The 22,729-nt window shown below is 42.3% G+C and carries 15 protein-coding genes, 1 other RNA gene and 1 pseudogene; 8 read left to right on the plus strand and 9 right to left on the minus strand.

All coding sequences use genetic code 11. The features are described 5' to 3' along the window. Positions 1–236: 236 nt before the first annotated feature. Positions 237–1,169 (minus strand): inovirus-type Gp2 protein, encoded by a 933-nt coding sequence (locus JMX13_RS03060; protein ID WP_201609502.1) that lies wholly within the window; start codon positions 1,167–1,169, stop codon positions 237–239. Positions 1,170–1,711: 542 nt separating this feature from the next. On the opposite strand from JMX13_RS03060, the gene JMX13_RS03065 reads away from it, so the two are divergent. Further along, entirely contained in the window at positions 1,712–2,947 is a 1,236-nt protein-coding gene (locus tag JMX13_RS03065; RefSeq protein ID WP_201609503.1) for a hypothetical protein, read from the plus strand. A gap of 728 nt (positions 2,948–3,675) precedes the next feature. Here JMX13_RS03065 and ssrA read toward each other — a convergent pair. The 4 genes from ssrA to prmB form a co-directional block, all read right to left on the minus strand. Continuing rightward, positions 3,676–4,054, minus strand: a transfer-messenger RNA (tmRNA) gene (ssrA, locus tag JMX13_RS03070). Between the two features lie 85 nt (positions 4,055–4,139). After that, positions 4,140–4,811 carry an alpha/beta hydrolase gene (locus tag JMX13_RS03075; protein WP_201609504.1) on the minus strand — a complete coding sequence of 224 codons (672 nt, stop codon included), beginning with the start codon at positions 4,809–4,811 and terminating at the stop codon, positions 4,140–4,142. A 160-nt stretch (positions 4,812–4,971) separates the two neighbouring features. Then, positions 4,972–6,075, minus strand: coding sequence for a chorismate synthase (gene aroC, locus JMX13_RS03080; RefSeq protein ID WP_201609505.1), 1,104 nt, complete (start codon positions 6,073–6,075; stop codon positions 4,972–4,974). Between the two features lie 61 nt (positions 6,076–6,136). Then, positions 6,137–7,309 carry a 50S ribosomal protein L3 N(5)-glutamine methyltransferase gene (prmB, locus tag JMX13_RS03085; protein ID WP_201609506.1) on the minus strand — a complete coding sequence of 391 codons (1,173 nt, stop codon included), beginning with the start codon at positions 7,307–7,309 and terminating at the stop codon, positions 6,137–6,139. 369 nt (positions 7,310–7,678) lie between these two features. Between prmB and JMX13_RS03090 the strand changes: the two genes are divergently transcribed. Next, a complete protein-coding gene (locus tag JMX13_RS03090) occupies positions 7,679–9,124 on the plus strand; it encodes a L,D-transpeptidase family protein (protein WP_201609507.1) in 1,446 nt (481 codons plus the stop codon). A gap of 221 nt (positions 9,125–9,345) precedes the next feature. Here JMX13_RS03090 and JMX13_RS03095 read toward each other — a convergent pair whose 3' ends face one another. Beyond that, positions 9,346–9,564 (minus strand): hypothetical protein, encoded by a 219-nt coding sequence (locus JMX13_RS03095; protein ID WP_201543304.1) that lies wholly within the window; start codon positions 9,562–9,564, stop codon positions 9,346–9,348. Positions 9,565–9,899: 335 nt separating this feature from the next. On the opposite strand from JMX13_RS03095, the gene JMX13_RS03100 reads away from it, so the two are divergent. The 5 genes and pseudogenes from JMX13_RS03100 (at position 9,900) to JMX13_RS03120 (ending at position 17,179) form a co-directional block, all read left to right on the plus strand. Beyond that, entirely contained in the window at positions 9,900–11,489 is a 1,590-nt protein-coding gene (locus tag JMX13_RS03100) for a DUF389 domain-containing protein (protein ID WP_201609508.1), read from the plus strand. 315 nt (positions 11,490–11,804) lie between these two features. Next, positions 11,805–14,477: an alanine--tRNA ligase gene (gene alaS / locus JMX13_RS03105; protein WP_201609509.1), complete on the plus strand. Its 2,673-nt coding sequence runs from the start codon at positions 11,805–11,807 to the stop codon at positions 14,475–14,477. A 308-nt stretch (positions 14,478–14,785) separates the two neighbouring features. Continuing rightward, entirely contained in the window at positions 14,786–16,072 is a 1,287-nt protein-coding gene (locus JMX13_RS03110) for an aspartate kinase (RefSeq protein ID WP_201543309.1), read from the plus strand. A 395-nt stretch (positions 16,073–16,467) separates the two neighbouring features. After that, a pseudogene (gene csrA, locus JMX13_RS03115) lies at positions 16,468–16,635 on the plus strand (carbon storage regulator CsrA); the annotation flags it as partial. A 169-nt stretch (positions 16,636–16,804) separates the two neighbouring features. Beyond that, positions 16,805–17,179: a HopJ type III effector protein gene (locus tag JMX13_RS03120; protein WP_201609510.1), complete on the plus strand. Its 375-nt coding sequence runs from the start codon at positions 16,805–16,807 to the stop codon at positions 17,177–17,179. A 94-nt stretch (positions 17,180–17,273) separates the two neighbouring features. Here the strand turns inward: JMX13_RS03120 and JMX13_RS03125 are convergent, their stop codons facing one another. Both JMX13_RS03125 and JMX13_RS03130 read right to left on the minus strand, forming a co-directional pair. After that, entirely contained in the window at positions 17,274–17,585 is a 312-nt protein-coding gene (locus JMX13_RS03125; RefSeq protein ID WP_201543313.1) for a YeaC family protein, read from the minus strand. Between the two features lie 63 nt (positions 17,586–17,648). Next, the gene (locus tag JMX13_RS03130; protein WP_201609511.1) at positions 17,649–18,650 is read right to left on the minus strand and encodes an NAD(+) kinase; all 1,002 of its coding nucleotides are present in this window, start codon (positions 18,648–18,650) and stop codon (positions 17,649–17,651) included. A 318-nt stretch (positions 18,651–18,968) separates the two neighbouring features. Here JMX13_RS03130 and JMX13_RS03135 point away from each other — a divergent pair, with 318 nt between their 5' ends. Continuing rightward, a complete protein-coding gene (locus JMX13_RS03135; RefSeq protein ID WP_201609512.1) occupies positions 18,969–19,691 on the plus strand; it encodes a Bax inhibitor-1/YccA family membrane protein in 723 nt (240 codons plus the stop codon). A 109-nt stretch (positions 19,692–19,800) separates the two neighbouring features. On the opposite strand, the gene JMX13_RS03140 is transcribed toward JMX13_RS03135, so the two are convergent. Continuing rightward, positions 19,801–22,638, minus strand: coding sequence for a heavy metal translocating P-type ATPase (locus tag JMX13_RS03140; RefSeq protein WP_201609513.1), 2,838 nt, complete (start codon positions 22,636–22,638; stop codon positions 19,801–19,803). Positions 22,639–22,729: the final 91 nt, after the last annotated feature.

Here is a 22,729-nt window from a genome sequence, read left to right on the forward strand (position 1 = left end):
ACTATGATAGTTTAATCATGTCAGGCATTGCTGCCTGACTCAAGTAAATCACTCTCCGATATACTCGGGGCGGTTCAATACTTTCATAAGAGCTCCTTTTATTAACGGCATAAAAAAGGTCTGCACGAGGCAGACCTTTAAAGGTTAGAAGGGATAAGCATTCAGACAGTAATGCTAGATCTCATGACAGTAGTATGTATTTGAAATTAGTTTGATATGGATGGTCTTTATACATTCTAATTAACAGTACCATGACCAAAGCTACGCATATTAGGCGTCCACGCCTTGAGGCGCTGCTCATATTTCTCAGGTCGCGTTAAGTACAACGCGGCATTAATTGCATTCTTCACCTCTAGGATATTGTGCCTATGGATCATACCTATACCAAGGGTACCTTTAAGCTCCTGCTGTCGTTTATACCGAGTGGTATTGCAGTTAAAGTGATAGCCTATACCCCCTGTAATCTTCACCCATCGCTTACTGACCTCTTCAGCTAAGTACCAATCGTTCTGTCGCTTGTCACCGTTATAAAGTAGTAATAGATGACAGTGCAAGCCACCGGTATCGACCCCTTGTTCTATCGCCCAAGCATATCCTCTTAAATCTTCAAAACAGCTTTTCTCTTTATCAACGATTTTACCAGCTTTTCTCTTCCTCTCTTTTTCCTTATCACTTTGTATTTTTCTCATAAGTTTATTTATAAGGCCGTTGAAGGCTTCAATACCAATAAGATGGGCATGTTCTAGTTTAATTTTGAGATCGACTCTCACAATAAGCAAGCGTTTGTACTTATGTAAAAAAAATTTCATATATTCAAATAGTGATTGTCCATTACGATTTTCTTGAAAAGCAAAGTCGGTCTTAGCAGTAGCGAATTCATTTTGATAAAAACTAAGCGCATTCAAAAACTTTTGTGTCATGACCCCATCCCAAATAATTTCGTTAGAGTAACGGTTACCACAAACTAGATAACAGCTACCTAGAAACCATTTAATCGAATTGGCGTAAACCAATTCGTTATCGTATTGCAATGTCATTAGCTGGTAGTAGCTATTTAGCTGCTCACATATTTGCTGGATAGTCATTGCAATTTTAGGGTCAAGTATATCGCTTACGAGTTTATCGACTTTGGCGACGACATAGTCGTGTCCTAAAGGTATATTCATCATTTTGTATTGCCTAAGGTTATAAGTTCATAAACTAAGGCAACTCGATAATTTCTTACTGATGTTGTTTGGTTGGGCCAAACAACCCGAGTATATAGAGGATTATATTGATAATATTATATACCGGATTGGTAGTTGATGAGGAAGTGCGCTACTGCGAGGAGGTGGGTTTATAACCTACCTGTCTAGACGGAATTTTATCATTTGGGGAGTTACATATTTTGAGCAAGCTTTAGACGACCTCATAGAATGGCTCCATCTGTAGGATTACTAGAGCTTCATAATATCCACTTAAAACTCTAGCCATCAGCTTAGAATAGAATTAGATAAGTGACACTCTAGATATAACTGCTAAACCTAATTACATATAGCAGAAAACCATTAAAACAGTAGTTTTAATATATTTATGACTATATATTTACTAGCTAAATACTTAATAGATACTATCGATTTCTATCAAAATACTATTTATGTTATTTATTTACTATTTTATATCATCAGGTTATTATAAGGTGCTATTAAATTACAACAAAATTGATACTTAAATGACTAATAATATTGACTTAATCATAAAACAAACTGTAGCTTATGATGCTAATGGTTACCCTTATTTGCTTCAAAATAATATGGGTACGCCATATTTAATGTTTGATGCTTTTAATAATAGAGTGGTAATAACTGATTCAAACCATACGCCATTAGCGGTTGCCGATATGCACGGTAATCTGCTTACATTATTTGATATACAGACTACTCCAGGTCAAACTTATGAAGAGTTCCAACAACAGACTTCATGTGGCAGCAGGTTAGTAGGTGGAGCTAGTGCGGAATCAGTAGGCAATAGCAAGAATGTACAAAAGTCTATTCCAGTTGTAAAAAGAGATGAGATTTATAAAACAGTCAAAAAACTTGACGTAGATACCGTCAAGCAATTTCTGCTCTATGAGTCGATAATAGATGGATCATCCCGATTCTTTATTAATTTTGACGAGTCTGACGCTTATAACTATTTAACAAATAAACTGATAAGACTTGATAAACCTTACGATAAACTTGATTATTTAGCTTTACTAAAATCGGAAATTTCGATACCAAACTCATTTCTTGATTGGTTTTCTGACGATCTACGAGCAGGTCTAAATTTAGCATCACGTATAAGCTTAAGTACTTTTGGAAATTGCTACTACGGTGAATTAGAATTTTTATACTGGATAAAGTCAGTAATAAAAGTTTCCATTCTAACAATGAGTGGAGATGAAAAAATAACCATTAAGATTGACATTGTTGAAAACTCAATAGAAAAAAGTATCGATAATTTGATGTTTATGAAGATGCATTACTTGAAGAATCGAACCAAAACTGATTGGCTTAATGAGAAGGATACTGAACAGGTAAAGTGGGCATATAACTATCTTTCTGAGCGTAAGATAATCTTATTTGATGGAGTATTTTTTCCTAAAACAATTAGTGATGAGTATAATTTAGTTTTAGCTAGTATAGATGTTCTGCCTAATACTATTAAAGAACATACCGTACCCAATGGCGCTAATAAATTAAATTTTACTCGAAGAGAGTTGTTAGTTTATAAAATGTGTAGAGCATGGGATAGTATTTTAGGCACAAGGAAAAGAGCAGAACAGAAGTCTAAAAGAGTGATAAGCGTTAACCAGAGTAATTTTGAAAGCTTGTTAAAACTGAGCACTCATTACAAGCTAACTCCTACGAAAATGCTCAATAAGCTAATTGAAGATCAGTATTCATTATTAGACGATAATTCATAAAACCACTTATGAGTGTAGTAAGCTCATAAGTGGTTTAAGTCTTGAAGGCCTTCATTGACTTATATATAGCTTTAACTCTTCAATTGTAACGCCTTATCTATAAGAGCACTCATATCAACCGTATTAAAAATTGTAGGATGCTCGCTACTCATAGTCTTCTCAATAGCATTAACAATGTAGCCTAGCTCATTTAGGTTTACGTATGTTAGGTGGAGAAAATATAGTAGATTGCTTAAAGCAAACTTTAAATACAGGATACGATGGTATTGTACCTAATACTCAATGCACCTCACTGCTGTTATTCAGATCAGAGACTGATGGTTAAATTAACCATTGGAGCAGCTGATATACAAATTGTTACAAGGTATCTCAAAATCTAAATGACAACATTAAGTATACCCTCAAGTATACTGCTAATTATTTATTAATTATTATCTATATACATCATAGACTTATATGCCAGATACGGTTCCGGATCCGGGTACCATTTTATTAAAAGGCTTCCAAGCAATTGGAAGCCTTTTTCTTATTCTAGGTTTTTTTATTCATAATTCCCTTATTTATTCGTATAAAAACATCTTAAGAAAATAGTACTTTTCTTGTCTTTGCAAACCTACGAGATAGGTTAATCATCACTCTATTCTAATTAGAATCTCACATTCTGAACTTATTAATAAATTTGAACCAAAAAAAATCCGACCACATTAAGTGATCGGATTTTTAATATTTGGTGGAGATGGCGGGAGTTGAACCCGCGTCCGCCAGCATTACGCTCATGAATCTACATGTTTAGTTTCTGTCTTTAATTTTAGTCTGCACCGATCCGACAGTCAGGATGGATTAGCCGATTCTCTACTTTTGAACCCAAGCGATTGAGACAATCCCTTGTGGCGATCCTACATGCGGACGCTTCAACTTAGTTGACCAACTGTAGGTGATCAGCAACTAAGTAAACAGGATTTAAACCATGTAAACAGGGTTTAAGCTGCTAGAGCGTAATTTTCGTCGTTTGCGACTATAACAATATATGTTTGATTAACGAGAGGACATATACTCTCGACATGCATCATTGAGTTTCATCACCAGCGTCGAAGCCAGAACATCCCCAATAAGGTCGATGATTATATAGCACTTATATGCCCGCTTGCAACCTATTAGACGTCCGTATTACATTACGTTACAGCTGAATCATTTAAGCCAAGACTTTATTTAACCATTTACCGATATTTTGAATTTGCGGCATACATACTTGATGTGCCATCGGATAGGTATTATAGGCAACATTATAGCCTTTAGCGGATAAAAGCTGCTGAGCCTGCTCACCTAAGATGACCGGAACAACAGGGTCGTGCGTACCATGCTCTATTAATATCGGCATGTCTTTATTAGCATCGCTATAGGCAATGTTATCATTGGTCGCTAAATAAGTAGATAGTGCCATCAAGCCAGCCAAGTGCTCTGGATAGCCAAGTGCCACATGATACGCCACTGCCCCGCCCTGCGAAAATCCTGCAATCACAATATGCTCAGGTTTAACACCGCGCTCAATCTCACGAGTAATCAAATCCTGTATTTGCTGCGCAGACGCTTCAATCTGATTCACATCAACTTTACGTTCAAGGCTCATCTCCAAAATGTCATACCATGCTGGCATGACCATACCGCCATTAACCGTCACTGGAATATTGGGCGCATGCGGAAAAATAAAACGCACTGCCATATCATCAGCCAAACCGAGCTGCGGCACTATAGGCTCAAAATCATGACCACTCGCGCCCAAGCCATGTAGCCAAATGACCGCTCTATCTATCTTTTTTTGCGAGGGGTTATGCTCAACAATCACAGTGTCTAAATAATTACTCATAATTTTAGGTTCCTCTGACTAATAAATAAAAATAACATTGAAATTAGGCTTTATAAACTGAGTTATTAACGTTTTAAGTATGGACAAAAAAAACCCTCTAGCGTATCTAATAGAACAGCAGTAGATGCGCCAAAGGGCAAATAAATTTACGATAAATACTCTAAGTAATCGATTCTAATGGCTGTTTAACATCAGCGTTTTGACCGCGATGACGCAGATAATGATCCAGTAAAACAATGGCTAGCATCGCTTCAGCAATAGGTGTCGCGCGTACACCTACGCAAGGGTCATGACGACCTTTGGTCAGCATATCGACCGACTCACCTTGGCTATTGATACTCTTGCCAGCGGTAGTAATACTAGACGTTGGCTTAAGTGCAATACTGACGCGGATATCTTGTCCTGATGAGATACCGCCCAAAATACCACCTGCATGATTGGCCGTGAAACCGTCTGGCGTCATCTCATCACGCGAGCTATGACCAAACTGTCCAGCTACCGCCATACCATCACCTACTTCAACGCCTTTTACGGCATTGATACTCATCATGGCATGGGCAATATCTGCATCTAAACGGTCAAATACTGGCTCACCTAAGCCTACTGGGACGCCGCTTGCGATAATCTCAAGACGGGCACCACAACTGGTACCTTCACGGCGTAAACTGTCTATCAAGCTCTCAAAGCGACTGACTGCTTCTTTATCCGCACAGAAAAATGGATTACTATTCACAAAATCCCAATCAATTTGACTTGGGTCTAGCACTTTGCTGTATTCATTACCAATTTGGGTAACGTGACCACGGATTTGCACACCTAAGCGCTCTAGCAAATACTTTTTAGCAATAGCACCTGCCGCTACTCGCATGGCTGTTTCACGGGCTGATGAACGCCCGCCACCACGATAATCGCGAAAGCCATACTTCATGCTATAAGTATAATCGGCATGACCGGGGCGAAAGGTATCTTTGATTTCGCCATAGTCTTTAGATTTTTGATTGGTATTACGAATCAGCAAACCAATAGAGGTGCCTGTCGTTTTACCCTCAAAGACGCCAGAGATAATCTCAACTTCATCAGACTCGCGGCGTTGGGTCGAGTATTTAGAAGTACCTGGCTTGCGGCGATCCAAATCTATTTGCAAGTCAGCTTCAGATAAGGCTAAACCTGGTGGCACGCCATCGACGATTGCCATAAGACCTGCACCATGCGATTCGCCGCAGGTGGTGACGGTAAAGAGCTGTCCAATACTATTGCCTGCCATATTTATCCTTAAATAACTGAAGTCGATCTTTGATTATTTTGACTATTGTGTCAATCTTGATTTATTGATTGCTATCTAATAACTGTACGTAATTGGCAAATAATGGACGATAGCTCATCAGCTCATCATAAGTAATCGCAAAAATACCATGACCACCATGGGCAAACTTTAACCAATCAAACTGAATCTCAGGATAAGCTTGCTTTAACGCCCATTCGCTATCGCCTACTTCACAAACTAGCAAGCCTTCAGGGCTCAGATAATCTGCTGCTTCAAACAAAATACGATGTACCAAGTCCAAACCATCTTGACCAGCAGCTAACGCATGCTCAGGCTCATATAAAAACTCTGGCGGCAAATCTGCCATGATAGCGGCATCGACATACGGAGGATTGGTCACAATCAGCTCATATTGATGTTCGGCAGGAATCTTAGCGAATAAATCTGATTCAATCACGTTCACTTGATGACCAAGATCATGATGATCGACGTTCACCATCGCTACTTCAAGCGCGCTTTTATCAATGTCTACGGCATCAACTAAGGCATCAACAAAACGGGTCGCCAGCGCGATAGCAATACAACCAGAACCGGTGCATAAATCTAAAATACGCTCAGGCTGTGATAGCTGTTTAATCTCTAAACCATGATCGTAAAACGCAGGAGTTTGATTATTGACATTAATGCCAACTGGCTTTGCCAACTCATTAATCTCAAAGTACGGATGGAACTGCTGGCGAATCAGCTCGGCGATAGGCGAGCGCGGAATTAAAACCCGTTCATCGACATAAAAAGGCAAGTCACAGAAATAAGATAGATTAATGAGATAACTTAACGGCTTACGCTCAGCAATACGTTCTTCTAGCAAGCTTAAGACAAGCTGTTTCTCTGACGTAGTCAGGCGACAATCCAAAATCTGCTCATTGGCAGCCCAATCTAAAGACAAAGAATGCAACACAATCGCAGAGGCTTCAGCAAACTCATCGGTAGTACCTTGAGCGACGACCACATCATAATTGCGTAATTGCGTGACTGCAAAACGAATAAAATCACGGATACTGACCAGCTGCTCACGTGCTTCTTCAAGCTCTGCATGCAGGTTGGCAAACTCATCGTGCTCAACGAGCAGACCTGTTTTTAAATCGTATTCCAGCTCATCATCTAAGCCTTGCAACTCATCATCAAAATACTGATTTTGAAACTCTTCTGCGCTCATGGTTTGGTCTTCTGACATATCGCACCTTACTGATTTACATGCTTACTAACTACATGCGTATGGGTTAAATCACTGTCAATTAGCAGCTGATTTATTAAATAAAAAACGTGTCAGCCATTATAGACGCAAACATCACCCTGCGCCAATGACTGTGTTTGTTACTACTCTAGTTTTTATGGCAAAAAAAATTGCCTACCTTTGATTCTGTTAGATTTAGGTATTTGGTAAAGTGAGATTGAGTAATACGATAACATTTAAATATAAAGTAGAAAATTAGCACTATTAGTAAAAATTACTGGCAACTCTATACCCAGCATGACTAAATTATTTCCCAACTGTAGTGAATACGTCAACCGTTGACGTTTAGCAAGCCCTAAACAAAAAAAGATGTGTCAAAAGTTTGCGAAGCATTCAAATTATGCGCATAATAGCCCCATTAGTTATAACCATAAGTATCCCAATATGATGAAAATGAAGCCCCTTATTACTGCTATATCAATTGCTATCGTTAGTGCCAGTGTTAGCGTTGTTGCCGCACCTGCGGACACAACGCGTACCTTGCCAGTACGTAAAGCTGACTCAATGCCTACTATTACTCAGCCTAGCATTGCCAAAAAAGTCAGCCTTGATGTGCAAGAAAATCGCAGCAGCTCACTCGATAGTGGTACTGCTACCCCGACTGCCAATAAAGCCCAAGCCAAGCCAGCTGATCGTATGACCCAGCTGATTGACGCAAAGCAAGAAGCAGAAGAAGATTCAGCAGCTGTCAACGCTGACAATATGAGCGTAGAAGAACTCGCTCGTAAAGATGTGCAGTCGGATAGCACTGATGATATCAGTGATGGTCAAGTCGTCGCTGCTCCTAGCGCAGCAAGTACTGATAGCGCAAACGACACTTCTATTAAAAGTATCGAAGATGTAGATGGTAAAAAGCATACCACGCTGAACTTATCGGATTACGCCAAGCAAGTAAACGGTGCTACTTGGTCGCCTAATATGAAAGTCAACTCGGCAATGACCATCAAAATGCAGGCGCTATTGGATTGGAACCATGCCTCTCCCGGTGCTATCGATGGCGGTTGGGGTATGAACAGTAAAAAAGCACTGATTAACTTTCAAACCATGAAAGGCTTGCCAGCGACTGGTAAAATGGATCAGAAAACGTGGGATGCTTTAAATAAAAACATTCCAGCCAATAAGCCTGTGCTAGTAACTTATACCATCACCGAAGATGATGTAAATACCAACTTTGCCACCACGCCTACAGGCTCAGAAGCTAAGTCAAAAATGAAAGGCTTATACTATCAAGACATCAAAGAGATGTTTGGTGAGCGCTTCCATATGGATGTGCGTTATTTAGACAAGTTGAATAAAAATAAGCAGTATAAAGCGGGCGAAACCATCACCGTTTTGAATACCCGTGCTCCACTTAAGCAGCGTATCAACCGCGTGGTCGCCAATAAAGCTGACAAAACCTTATATGCTTATAATGATGATAAATTGGTCGCCACTTACCCAACCACCATTGGTAGTGATGCCACGCCATCACCGCAAGGGTCGTTTAAAATCATTAATAAGGTAAAAATGCCTTGGTATAAAGCCACCGTCGGTAATGGCGCAGATAAAAAAATCCATATGCTACCACCAGGCCCAAACAGCCCTGTCGGTGTGGTATGGATGGGCTTATCTAAACCATCGTATGGTATTCATGGCTCACCAAAGCCTGAAGGTATTAGCCGTCAAGCCTCAGCAGGCTGTGTACGTCTAACCAACTGGGACGTGTTAGAGGTTTATGCCAATATCGAAAATGGCGCAACCGTTGAGTTAAAATAGTCAGTACTTAATCTTAGCGAATAAAAAAGACCTTGATGCGTAATCAAGGTCTTTTTTTGCTTAAAATAATACAAACTCTTAATATAAATTATCAACCAACAAAAAAACAGCCTCTTTATCAAGGGCTGTTTTTTATTTTATACACAATTAAAGGCTACGCACTTTAAAACTAGACACTTTAAGAATAAGCATTATTTATTGTTATTATTGATAGCTTATCTTTAAGATTGCGTTTTATAGCCTTCTTCGTTACCAGTAATACTTCCAACTTTTTTGGTGAAGAATAAGGCGGCAGGAATGGAGACTAGGAAACCTGCAGCGACCGCCATTTGAATGTGCGGAATTTGGTTGAACCCTGTGACCAAAGCGGCAATCATGAATACACCGATAGTCACGGTTGCGGCTATTGAATAGATGACAGAAAATAGTGGCCAGTTCATGATATATTCCTTGTTTTTCGTGTGGGTATAACTACTTTATACACTAAATCCACACAAAAAGTAAGTGTTTTCTTATAGACCCGCAGCCCATTTATAGCAAGTGATTCATATTCAAAGCCATATTATAATTATTGGTTTGTATCCTGTGTTTTTAGTGCTAAAAATACCATCACAATAACTATTTTTATCCACTCACCATCTCGCTATTTAATCGTAAAAGAATCATATTTTATAATGCATTTATCATTACAATAGTTAGTTCTTCATACTCTTTAGTTTCTTGTATTTACCAACGTCTATCTGTCTGTCTTCACTAACTAACAAAGCCTTCTTATATGACCTCACCTACGACTAAAACCTCTAATGATTCAAGCTCTGTCAATAAATCGCCAAATGATGGCATTAATGATATTAGAGATAAGGAATTGGCAAAAGAGTCAGCAGCGGCGCAAGCACCTGAAGCAAAGATAAAGATGGAAACCGTAGCGCCTGATGTGGTGATTGCTTCATTAGAAACAACTGAACCAGATTCTCAACCTATGGATGATTCCTTAAACGAAAACGCAGAATCTGAAACCTTTAGCACCGAGGAAAATTTCTTTCAGGACCAGTCTGCTGCCGAAGTGAGCGTAGAAGCCTATAAAATCAACTCTAATCAACAATCATCAAACGACACAAAAAACTCTAAAGCTTTATTTAAAGAAAGCCCGGAAACTTTAAACGAAAAAAATGAGGATAAAGCGGGTGACAATAACGAAGCAAGCAATCAAAAAGATAATAAAGAAGTCGACAAAGAAAGTTATAAAGAAGAAGACAACGAAGAAGATGAAGAAGTAAAAGAAGCCAAACTTGAATCTTATAAGCAGTTTGTCGCCGAGCAGTTTAGTAATAAAAAAGTAGACTATCCAGAAGTGCGCGTTAGGATTGAGGCCAGTGCGCTGCCGAGTAAAATGTATTTCATCATGAATATACTCTCAGCTATTATCGCCAGCTATGGACTGGTAACCAACTCAGCCGCGGTGGTCATTGGCGCGATGTTGGTCGCTATGATGTTAGGCCCTATTACTGGCATTGCCCTTGCAATTATTGACCATCGTATGCCGCTACTACGCAAGTCACTGGTTACCGTGCTTCTTGGCATCTCTTTGGTAGTATTGGTTGGTTTTATCGTTGGCTGGCTACACAAAGACCAACCGCTAACCGTAGAAATATTATCGCGCACACAGCCGACTTCGATGGATTTAATGATTGCCCTTGCTGGTGGTACGGCTGGTGCTTATGCCATGGTTTCACCGCATCTGTCGGTCGCGGTAGTTGGCGTTGCTGTCGCTACTGCATTGGTGCCACCGCTTGCCGCCAGTGGGATTTTATTTGCCAATGGCGAGATGCAGATAGGACTTGGTGCTTTACTATTGGCGTTGACCAATATTATCGCCATTCAATTTACCAACGCCCTAGTGCTATGGTTACTGGGTTTTCGCCGTTTGGTCGATGACGATTATAAATCCAAAACCTATTTGACTTTTTTACGCCGTAATGCGGTGACTTTATTATTATTGGGCGGTTTGGGAACGTACTTGTCTATCAATCTACAAACCAGTGCTAAACAACAAGGCTTTGAAAATAACGTTAAAGAGACGATTAATAGTTACTTTAGCGATAAGGGCAACGTGCTGACCAATACGCAGTTTGATAAAAGTGATACCAATCAAGTCGTGCGGGCGGTGATTCGCGGCGAAACAACGCCCAGCTCATACGATGTCCGTCAAATCGAAGCGATTATAGAGCAAGATATGGCGGATAATTTCCCCGACTATTTACCCATTCGCTTGCAACTGCGTTATATGCCTGTACAGGTGATTGAGTCGCATCCACTCATTCAAGATAAACTCGATAAAACCGATGTGACTATTTTAACCAACTGATGTATTTAGCTGATTAATTAATTTAACCAGCAATTTATTTGACTGATTTATTTAGCCAATCAACTTACCCTAGTTGTTTAATGCAGTCATTGTAATACAAAGATTTTTCTATAAACTTCATAATATTCATCTGAAATAAATCGATTTAATAAGAGCTGATATTCAATGCAAGCGCCTGCTTAATAATGAAAAGTAAGCCGTATTTACCCTACGCTTGCTTATGAATCTTCAACACGCTTGGTACGTTTGTGCTAAAATCGCTTGCAAAATTATTTTACTTATTCTACTTAATACATCCGTCAGTAAGGAGCCGCTGTGAGCCAGCCATTTCGCTCAGCCGATATTCGTCAAGCTTTTATCGATTTTTTCATAAGCAAGCAGCATACCCCCGTCGCCTCGTCGAGCTTGATTCCCTATAACGACCCGACATTGCTATTTACCAATGCCGGTATGAATCAGTTTAAAGAGACCTTTTTGGGCATGGAGCCGCGTGACTATACCCGTGCGGTGACTTCGCAAAAGTGCGTACGTGCTGGCGGTAAACATAATGATTTGGACAATGTCGGCTACACAGCTCGCCATCATACGTTCTTTGAGATGCTTGGTAACTTCTCTTTTGGTGATTATTTTAAGCAAGCCGGTATTGAATATATATGGGAGTTTCTAACCTCGGATCAGTGGCTAGCAATAGATAAAGACCGCCTATATGTGACCGTTTACGAAACCGATGATGAAGCTTTTGATATTTGGCATAAAGACATCGGCATTCCAAGTGAGCGCATTATCCGTATCGGTGATAATAAAGGCTCGCCTTACGCATCAGACAACTTTTGGACGATGGGCGATACCGGTCCTTGTGGTCCTTGTACCGAAGTGTTTTATGATCACGGCGCTCATATCGAAGGCGGTCTACCAGGAACGCCCGAAGAAGATGGCGACCGTTATATTGAGATTTGGAACTGCGTCTTTATGCAGTTTAACCGTCAAAAAGATGGCACTATGCTGCCGCTACCAGCACCAAGTGTTGATACCGGTATGGGGCTTGAGCGTATCAGTGCCATCATGCAGGGCGTGCACGGCAACTATGAGATAGATTTGTTTGTGCATTTAATGGATGCAGCGGCAGAGATTTTAGGTATTGAAAATCAGCAGCAGTCGTCATTAAAAGTCATCGCCGACCATATTCGCGCGGTATCATTTTTGATTGCTGATGGCGTCACCCCAAGTAATGAAGGTCGCGGTTATGTACTACGCCGTGTCATTCGCCGAGCCGTTCGTCATGGCAATAAGCTTGGTGCGGATAGCGATTTCTTTTATCAAATGGTCGCGCCATTGGTTAAAGAGATGGGCGCTGCGTACCCTGAGCTTGTTGCTAAACAGAGCGTGATTGAAAATGCCATTCAAAAAGAAGAAGCACAGTTTGCCAAAACTTTGGCACAAGGCTTGCGTTTACTTGCCAGTGAACTTGAAGGTCTAAAAGACGGCGATACGCTCTCTGGAGAAGCCGCATTTAAACTGTATGATACGTACGGCTTCCCGCTTGATTTGACCGCTGATATCACCCGTGAGCGCGGTATTGTGATTGATGAAGCGGAATTTGATGAGCACATGCAAGCGCAGCGTGAACGTGCGCGTGATGCCGGCAAATTTGATGTCGATTACAGCAGTGTCATTCAAGTAGACAACCCAACCACCTTTATCGGTTATGAGCAGCTTGAAGAAGACGGCGTGACGGTTGATGCGCTGTATCAAGATGGCAATCTAATCGAGAGCTTGGCTGAAGGTATGGAAGGCGTCGTTGTCCTTGACCGTACCCCATTTTATGCTGAAGGCGGTGGTCAAGTCGGTGAATTGGGTGAAATTCGCAGCGCAACGGGTATTTTTGAAGTACAAGATACCAAAAAATCTGGGCAAGCCATCATTCATTATGGCGTGGTCACTATGGGCGAAATTAACGCCCAGCAAACGGCTGATGCACAAGTATTATCAAGTATTCGTGCGGCTAGTGCCAAAAACCACTCGGCGACGCATCTATTACATGCCGCGCTAAGAAAAGTATTGGGCGATGAGGTCACTCAAAAAGGCTCATTGGTTTCAAGCGAAGTGTTACGTTTTGACTTCTCCTATGACAAACCCGTTAGCGCCGCTGAAATCAGCCGTATCGAACGTATGGTCAATGAGCAAATTCAAGCCAATACCCCTGCTCGTATCCAGAATATGTCTATCGACGAAGCGATGAAGCAAGGTGCGATGGCGTTATTTGGCGAAAAATATGGTAGCGACGTGCGTGTCTTGACCATGGGTACCGACAGCATCGTTGATGGTCAGCGTCAGCCGTTCTCTATTGAGCTATGCGGTGGTCTACATGTGCAGCGTACTGGCGATATCGGGGTATTAAAAATTATCAGCGAATCAGGTATTGCTGCTGGTATCCGCCGTATTGAAGCCGTCACCGGTATGAATGCGATTAAAAACATACAGCAAAGTGAGCAACAGCTCAGCGAGCTTGCTAGCCAGCTAAAAGTCAAACGTCCAGAGGTTGCGCAGCGTGTGCGTACTATGGCAGATAAGCAGCGTGAGCTAGAGAAGCAGCTCGAACGTTTAGAGCAAAAAATTGCCAGCGCACAAGCCGCAAACTTGCTCGATGACGTGCAGACCATCGCCGGTACGCCAGTACTTATCAGTACCTTAAGCGGCGTTGACGGTAAATCAGTCCGTACGCTGATGGACGATGTTAAATCAAAACTGCCGTACAGTGTCATTGTTTTGATTGGTGATAAAGATGGGCAATTAGCATTAGCAGCAAGCGTCGATAAATCGCTGACCGATCGCGTCAAAGCCGGTGATATTATTCGTCATTTGGCAGGCGAGCTGGGCGGTAAAGGTGGCGGTAAACCTGACTATGCCCAAGGCGGTGCGCCAAAATCCAATAACAGCGCGTCGGTTATCGCCGCCCTCCCTGCTTGGATTACAGAAAAACTTGCTTAGACTTTAAGCTTAGGTTAATACGTGATTGGTTATAGCAGTTATAACCAATCGCCATATATCTAATGCCTACTGGTACTTAAAGTTATGTCGCTAATATGGTATAAAGTAACACGCTTAAACAAAGGTGAGCATATCAAGTCACTAGCTATCAATAGTAAAACCGCAGAGAGTAAAGAAAAGCGCGCAGTTTTTATAATCCGGCTTTATCGTTATTAAAATTAATCTCACACTGAATTAACAAACAGTTTCCTGACGGATTGATGTCGATAAGTAACAGATGGCCATTGGTGAATAATAGGTAGATTTTTATGGCGTTAATAGTACAAAAATATGGCGGCACCTCGATGGGCAGTATCGACCGCATCAAAAATGTCGCCAAACGAGTCAAGCGCTGGCATGACAACGGTCATCAAGTGATTGTGGTGGTGTCTGCCATGAGCGGCGAAACCAACCGTTTGATCGATTTAGCCCGCCAAATCAGCAGCCAGCCTGACCCACGCGAATACGACCAAATGGTCTCAACGGGCGAACAGGTTTCTATCTCTTTACTTGCGATGGCGATTAAAGAGCTGGGTATTGGCGCACGTTCATTCACTGGTCGCCAAGTCGCCATTAAAACCGATAGCGCCTATAATAAAGCGCGTATCGAAAGCATCGATGATAAAAATATTCGTGAGCAATTAGATGCGGGCAACGTCGTTATTGTGGCGGGCTTCCAAGGTATCGATGAAGAAGGCAACGCGACAACCTTAGGTCGCGGCGGTTCTGATACCACAGGTGTTGCAATTGCAGCAGCATTAGGTGCTGATGAATGTCAAATCTATACCGATGTCGATGGCGTCTATACCACTGATCCTCGCGTGACCTCAAAAGCCAAAAAACTTGAAAAAATCACCTTTGAAGAAATGCTGGAGATGGCAAGCCTTGGCTCTAAGATTTTACAAATTCGCTCAGTAGAATTCGCTGGCAAATACGGTGTACCACTGCGCGTATTATCTAGCTTTGATGAAAACAACGATGGTAGCTTCGACCAAGACTTTCAAGACAATGTCGGCACCCTAATTACGATAGACGAAGGAGACAACATGGAACAGGCAATCATCTCAGGTATCGCTTTTAATCGCGACGAAGCAAAAATAGTCGTGCGCGGCGTACCTGATCACCCTGGTATCGCCTCTGCCATTCTAAGCCCTATCGGTCGCGCCAATATCGAAATCGATATGATCGTTCAAAACCTATCGACCAATGGCACCACTGACTTCACCTTTACCGTCAACCGTTCTGACATGGATAAAACCATGAAAGTGCTAGAAAGCGAAGTCAAAGATGAGATCGGCGCCAAAGAAATATTGGCCAACAACGAAGTGGTTAAAGTGTCATTGGTTGGTGTTGGTATGCGCTCGCACGCTGGCGTTGCTAGTCTTATGTTCCAGACTTTGGCCGAAAACAACATCAATATCCAAATGATATCGACCAGTGAAATCAAAGTGTCTGTCCTTATCCAAGAGCAGTATTTAGAAAAAGCAGTCAAATCACTACATACTGCTTTTGGGCTTGACCGTGAAGACGGTGATAGCAAAATTGCTGGGTTATAATATTTAATAGCTAGCGCATATAAGTTATAAATGTTAGCAAATTAATAAAAATCCACATTGCTTGCACATTTATTAAGCAAATAGCGATTGCTTACTTTTAGCAAATTATTCATTAAATAGAGTCTTTTTAGGCTCTATTTTCTTTTATTACTATTGCTCAGGTAAGTATATACCTAATAGTTTTGTGAAAACCCGTGACAGTATGTGTTATGCCCCCTATAATGGGGCTTTCATTTGGGCTAAATGAATCTACCTATCATTACCGCTATTAGCATCGCCTTAAGCATTGTTTTTATGATGAATACCTTGCTTATTTAGTGCTGCGGTGATGTCCTGTAATTGAGACGCAATCTGATGAGTAATAATCTCTTGATGCGACATAAGGAGTGTGACGCATGTTAATTTTGACACGCCGCGTGGGCGAAACGCTAATGATTGGCGACGAGGTCAGTGTGACTGTGCTAGGTGTCAAAGGCAATCAAGTACGAATCGGCGTTAATGCGCCAAAAGATATTGCCGTACACCGTGAAGAGATTTATCAGCGTATTCAGCATGAACGCACGGTACAATCGCAAATGCAACATCTTGAACAAGGCAGCTTTGCGCCTTCGTTCGATGATGAAGACTATTTTAATCGCTAAGCTGTTCGTTATTATCTAACTATCAATAATCATTGAGCATAAATTAAGCACCCTATTTTTGCTTTCTAATCTGCTCTGAGGTCATGTATTTATGAGTATCCGCCAATCAGATGTATCGGCTCTACTTAATGGTTTGAATAAAAAAGCCATTGGATTCAATGATGTCATCAGCTTTATTGATGATTTTTATCGCTATGCGCCAGCGCCTTTTGTTAATGGCATGGTCCATAATGCTGCGGGCGAAAACGAAGGCAGCGCCAAGATTTTTGGCTTTGCCAAGCACCATGGTCTAAATCAATTAGACACGCTAAAGCTGTTTGGCGAGCATTATGCCAAGGTTCAAGCGACCCCTAAGGGTACCGACCATGCCAATATTCGCAATTTTTTACATTGGGGCTGGCAAGGGTTTTTGATGGAAAAAAATCCATTAACCGTACGTCCAAGCGTCGATACCACAGCGCTTTAATAAAATCATTTTAAGTCATTAAAAAAAGCCACGCTATGATAATAGCGTGGCTTTTTTCTGTGCGTGAGTTTTTATCAAAAATTTTGCTGTTAGTCTATTTATTGTGAAATTTAACCGGTTGTACCGCCCCTTTAGGATTGGGCATATTGGGGTAATGATGCTCATGTTCAACATCACATTCAGTGCCCACAATAGAGCCATCCTCTCTTACAGGTTTATGGATATAACCGGTACGTTCGGCTGGCGGCAGATGTTCATGCTCCCAAACCATCACTGCTTGCATGCAAGTTTCGCGCTGCTCAGGCGTGAGCTTACGACCATCTGGCCATTTACCCAGCTCAATCGCTAGACGGAATTGATCGACCACTTCTGGGGTCACACTTGCTAATATCGTTTGTTTGTCCATCGTGCCTACTCTCCACTACTATTTTTATAACACAGCGCTATTTTGAGAAATGTAGCACTAGATTCATTCTTCTATAATATCATCATCGACATCCATACTGAACTCTTCGGCATGGACGTTCCAGTGCAACTTTGTGCGGCAAGCCTCATAAAAATCAAACCCTGGCGGATGCAGCAAGGTAAGCTTATCGGGATGCTTGCGAATATAAAGGCGCTGTTCTTGCTCAAGCGCAATGCTAGGCTTGCCGTCGGCACTTACCTGCGGCTGAGTGCGGTTATCTTTATGGATGCGAATACAAATCTCACTTGTACCGCTGACCACAATGGGGCGACTAGACAAGGTATGCGGATGCATGGGCACCAAACAAATCGCATCCATACTCGGATGAATAATAGGACCACCACCAGAGAGTGCATAGGCGGTCGAACCCGTTGGCGTTGCCACAATGAGCCCATCACTATGCTGGCGATAAACATCATGACCGTCAATTTTCATCTGAAAATCAATCATGTGTACCGATTTACCGGCATGCAGCACCACATCGTTGAGCGCCATATCTTCATGAATAATCTTGCGACCTTCACGAATCTCCATGGTGAGTAAAAATCTATGATCTAATTGATAATGACCCATCAATACTTGACGGAGTTTAAAGGCCGCTTCATCAGGCTTAACATCGGCTAAAAAACCCAGACGACCACGGTTGACCCCTAATACAGGCACGCGATAACGTGCCAGCGCCTCGGCGGCATGCAATATAGAACCGTCACCACCCACTACGATGACCAAGTCGCAAATCTCGCCAATTAAGCTACGTTTGACGATTTTAATCTTTTCAATTTCAGTGAGGTTTAAGGTCGGTAAATTGGCCGTTTGCACATCCATAATCAATGTTAGATTCATATCATTGATGGTTTTGGCAATCTGTACCAAACTTTGGGTCACGCTGCGTTTCCCGGCGCGGCCCATCAGGCCAATACGCCTAAAGGCAGGATTTTTAATAGCGTGGAACAGCTCTGATTCATGTAAATGCGGCAATCGGACGGACTGCGCTGAGTTTTCCATAAAACGACTCGGCTTAACGGTAAATTACAGGGCAATGATAACGGGAAATTAGCGCTTAGACTAGCATGTTTATCAATTTTCGTTGTTAACTGTCGTAATCGGCCCCATATATCTTCTATAGTACGCCACTTTTAGGCGAGTTTGTTTAGCTACCATTGACGTAAATTACACAAACTTTTTCTACGTATCCTGGTTCATAGGCGGCGTAATAGTCGCTGCAAGCCTTGTATTCCGTCACGTAAACACAGTTGACAATAATGGCTGTTTTGCTAAAGTAGCTGACATCTAATTTATCTATATTTTATTAAGGACAACTTTATGGCCAATCCTATTGTCAGTCGCGCAGAGCTTGCCGTTGGAGGCGTGCCGATGACGGTGAAGGGTGTGATTCAAAAAACCAGTTTATTGCTTGGCTTATCGGCCATTACTGGTATTGGATTTTTCTTTTATGCCTTGATGGCAGGCTTATCGCAAGGTTTTATCACCATGGCAGCTTTTGGTAGTATGTTTGCCGCCTTCGGTTTAGCTATTTTTATCACCTTTAAACCGCAAAAAGCCAAAACCTTTGCGGTGCCTTATGCCTTATTGGAAGGTATCTTTTTAGGCGGCATCTCGTTATTCTTTATGCGCATGTACCCAAGCGTTCCTGTCACTGCCATGTGTGCGACCTTTGTCACGGCAGCCGTGATGCTAGGACTATACCGCTCAGGTCTGGTTAAAGTGACTGAAAAATTCCGCTCGATTGTTACTTCAGCATTGATTGCTATTATGCTGGTTTATGTGGCGCAGTGGGTTCTGTCTTTAGCATTCGGTTCGAGCCTACCTTTCTTATTTGAAGGTGGCGCTATCGCTATCGGCTTTAGCTTATTCGTGATTGTTATCGCCTCTTTTACTCTGTTATTAGACTTTGACAATATCGATCGCGGCGTGGCGATGGGCGTCTCAGAAGACTACGAGTGGTTATTTAGTATTGGTATCCTTGCTACGCTCGTGTGGATGTATATCGAATTTATGCGTCTGCTAAGCTACCTACAAGACTAATCTAAATACTATTTAGCAGTCATTTAAATAAAAAAACCGTCTTTTATAAAGGCGGTTTTTTTGTGGGTAATTTTCAAGGTTTATTTAAATAATTTTAAACTGGTTTAAGCTAAGCACGCTTTAGGCGCAGCGCATTTAATACCACAAACAATGAGCTCAATGACATACCAATAGCAGCAAGCCAAGGTGGCACGTAGCCTAAAGCTGCAGGTATCAACACACTACTGTTATAGATGAGTGCCCAGCGCAAGTTTTGCTTAATAATACGTTTGGTTTTATCAGCGATACGTTTCGCCGCAGTAATAGCTTCAATCTGTCCATTTAGGATGATACTGTCACTCGATACTTGCGCCAAATCTGCTGCGCCTGCTATCGAAGTTGAGACGTCGGCTGCTGCCAATACCGGCGCATCATTAATACCATCACCGACCATCAGCACGACTGCGCCTTTGGTTTGCAGCGCCTGAATATGATTGACTTTATCGGTGGGTGATAAACCGTTATAAGCCGCCTTCATCCCTAAGTCCTGAGCCATTACTAGCGCTTGCGGGCTTGGGTCGCCAGTGAGCATTACAGGCTCAATACCTAGCTCCTTAAGGGTCTTAAGCATAGACGGGGCACTATCACGCACCTTATCGTTAAAGTAAAAACATGCCAGCGCTTTCCATACTGTCGAATCATCATCTTGGCAAGATAGTACCACTGCCGAGCTAGCACGATGAGCAACCAAATCAATGGTTAAGTCATCATTGGCGTTTGCATCGTTATTTGTTTTATCCAAGGCAAAATCTACGTGACCAATGCGATATAACGCCCCATCAATTATCGCTTCAACCCCGCCTGCCGGATAATGCTGCAACGCTTTCGTAGCTGGAAGATGTAATTGATACGCAGCAGTGAGCAGAGCATGAGCAATCGGATGGCGACTACCTACTTCGAGCGCGGCTGCAATGGCTAATACATTGTCTTTTTTATCACTAGCATCATTTATATCTATTTTATCTGTCGTCGTATCATTGCTTGCCAATAGCTCGATATTTAATAGATTGGGCTTACCATAAGTCAGCGTACCAGTTTTATCAAACGCCACATGGGTAATCTCAGCTAGCGTCTGTAGAGTATGTCCACGCGTGGTTAAAAAGCCATAACTTGCTAGTCGATTGGTCGCTACCGTCAGCGCAATCGGCGTCGCTAATGACAGCGCACAAGGACAAGTCGCCACCAAGACTGCAACCGTCGCCCAAATCGCTTGGCTTGGGTCAACGATATACCAGCCGATAAATACCAAAGCTGACAATACTAAAATCCTCGCCACAAACCAACGTGCTAACTTATCCGCTTGCTGGGCAAGTTTCGGCTTTTCACTCATCGCCCGGTTCATTAGCCTATCAATCAGACCTATCTGGCTGTCTTCTGGCAATGCAGTCACTAGCATCTTAAACGGCTGACTGTCGTTTTGGGCGCCGCCAACGATATAATCGCCTTGGGTTTTGATGATTAAATCGCCCTCGCCTGTCAGCAAGCTTTGCGAGACGGTAGCGGTGGAGCTGAGTAAGATACCATCGCTGATAATCTCAGAACCGGCCTCCACCATGATGATATCACCCACTTGCAAACTATGAGCGGTCACCATTTGCTTGTCTTTTGGCTTGTTGTTTAACGTATATTCCGTTTTTGAGAGACTCGAAGGTGTATTATTGGATTGCTGCCAATCTTGAGCGATACTTAAGGTCAACTGTCGGATATTGGCATCCATGCTTTGCATAAAGTTAGGCATCGATTTTAATACAGTATTTGTGCCATTTTCCGCTAAATTATTACTTGGATTGGTCGCTTGTTCAGCGCCATTATCAGCAAGGGTCTCATTAAGGGCATTTTTTTCTAGTAGCTGTAAGATACGCTCAGCTGCGTCTTTATCTTCAGCAATTTTTTGTACCAAGACAGGCTCGACCACCACCAAATCATTGGCCATGGTGGCTGCTTTTAAGCGCGCATTATGTTCAATATAGCGCCCAGCCAATAAGAAGAAAATAAACATACTGACCGAATCATAGTACGTCTCTCCTTGCCCAGTAATGGTGGCGTAAAGACTGGCAAAGAAAGTCACCACTAAGGCGATACTAACCGGCACATCCATATTGACTTGACGGGCACGAATCGCTGACCATGCTGAGGTAAAAAACGGCACGCCGGCATAAAAGAATACCGGCGTACTCACAAATAGCGACACCCAACGTAGAAAATCGCGCTGAAATATCAGCATGTCGCTATATTCACCAAAATAAATCGCGACAGCATACATCATTGCCTGCATCGAGCCGAGCGCAGCGATACCAAGGCGCAATAGCATCTGACTGTTATGACGTGCCAGCATGGCCTCATGGGTATCTTGCCGATAAGGCTTGGCTTCGTAGCCAATCTCATTGATAACGGCCAAAATACGACTAATCGGCAGCTTATCTTCGTCCCAAATCACCCGCATACGCTGATTAGTTAAATTGACCTGACATTGACTGATGCCATCTAACTCATCTAAACGCGACTCAATCAGCCACGTACAAGCGGCACAGCGCAGGTTATTTACCGACAGTTCGGCTACCGACATACCATCTTGGGCGTAGACAAACTGCGACTTTATCTCATCGTGATCATAAGCTTCGAGGCGAGTCAGCTGCGTGGGTAAGCTTGCCGTACGGTTAATCTCCGAGCGGTCAAGATAATATTGCTCAAGGCCTGCCTCGACGATACTTTGCGACGCCAACTGACAGCCCATACAGCACATCTCGCGTGACTGGCCTAAAATATCCGTATGAAACGGCGGCTGCGGCACAGGATCACCGCAATGAAAACAGTGACCGGCAAGCGGCAGCACCAAACCCTCAGTAATCGAGTGGTCTTGATAATGAAGGTTGCTGCTTGATGGCATGGATGAGGGGATACTGGACATAATCGCGCTATTTCCTTTCGACAATTTTACTTGCAGCCGACCGGCTTTCAGCAAACTTGCTATGATTAACTAGAGTCAATCCCTATGTAAC

It is taken from the genome of Psychrobacter immobilis, from assembly GCF_904846285.1.
Classification (GTDB): domain Bacteria; phylum Pseudomonadota; class Gammaproteobacteria; order Pseudomonadales; family Moraxellaceae; genus Psychrobacter; species Psychrobacter immobilis_D.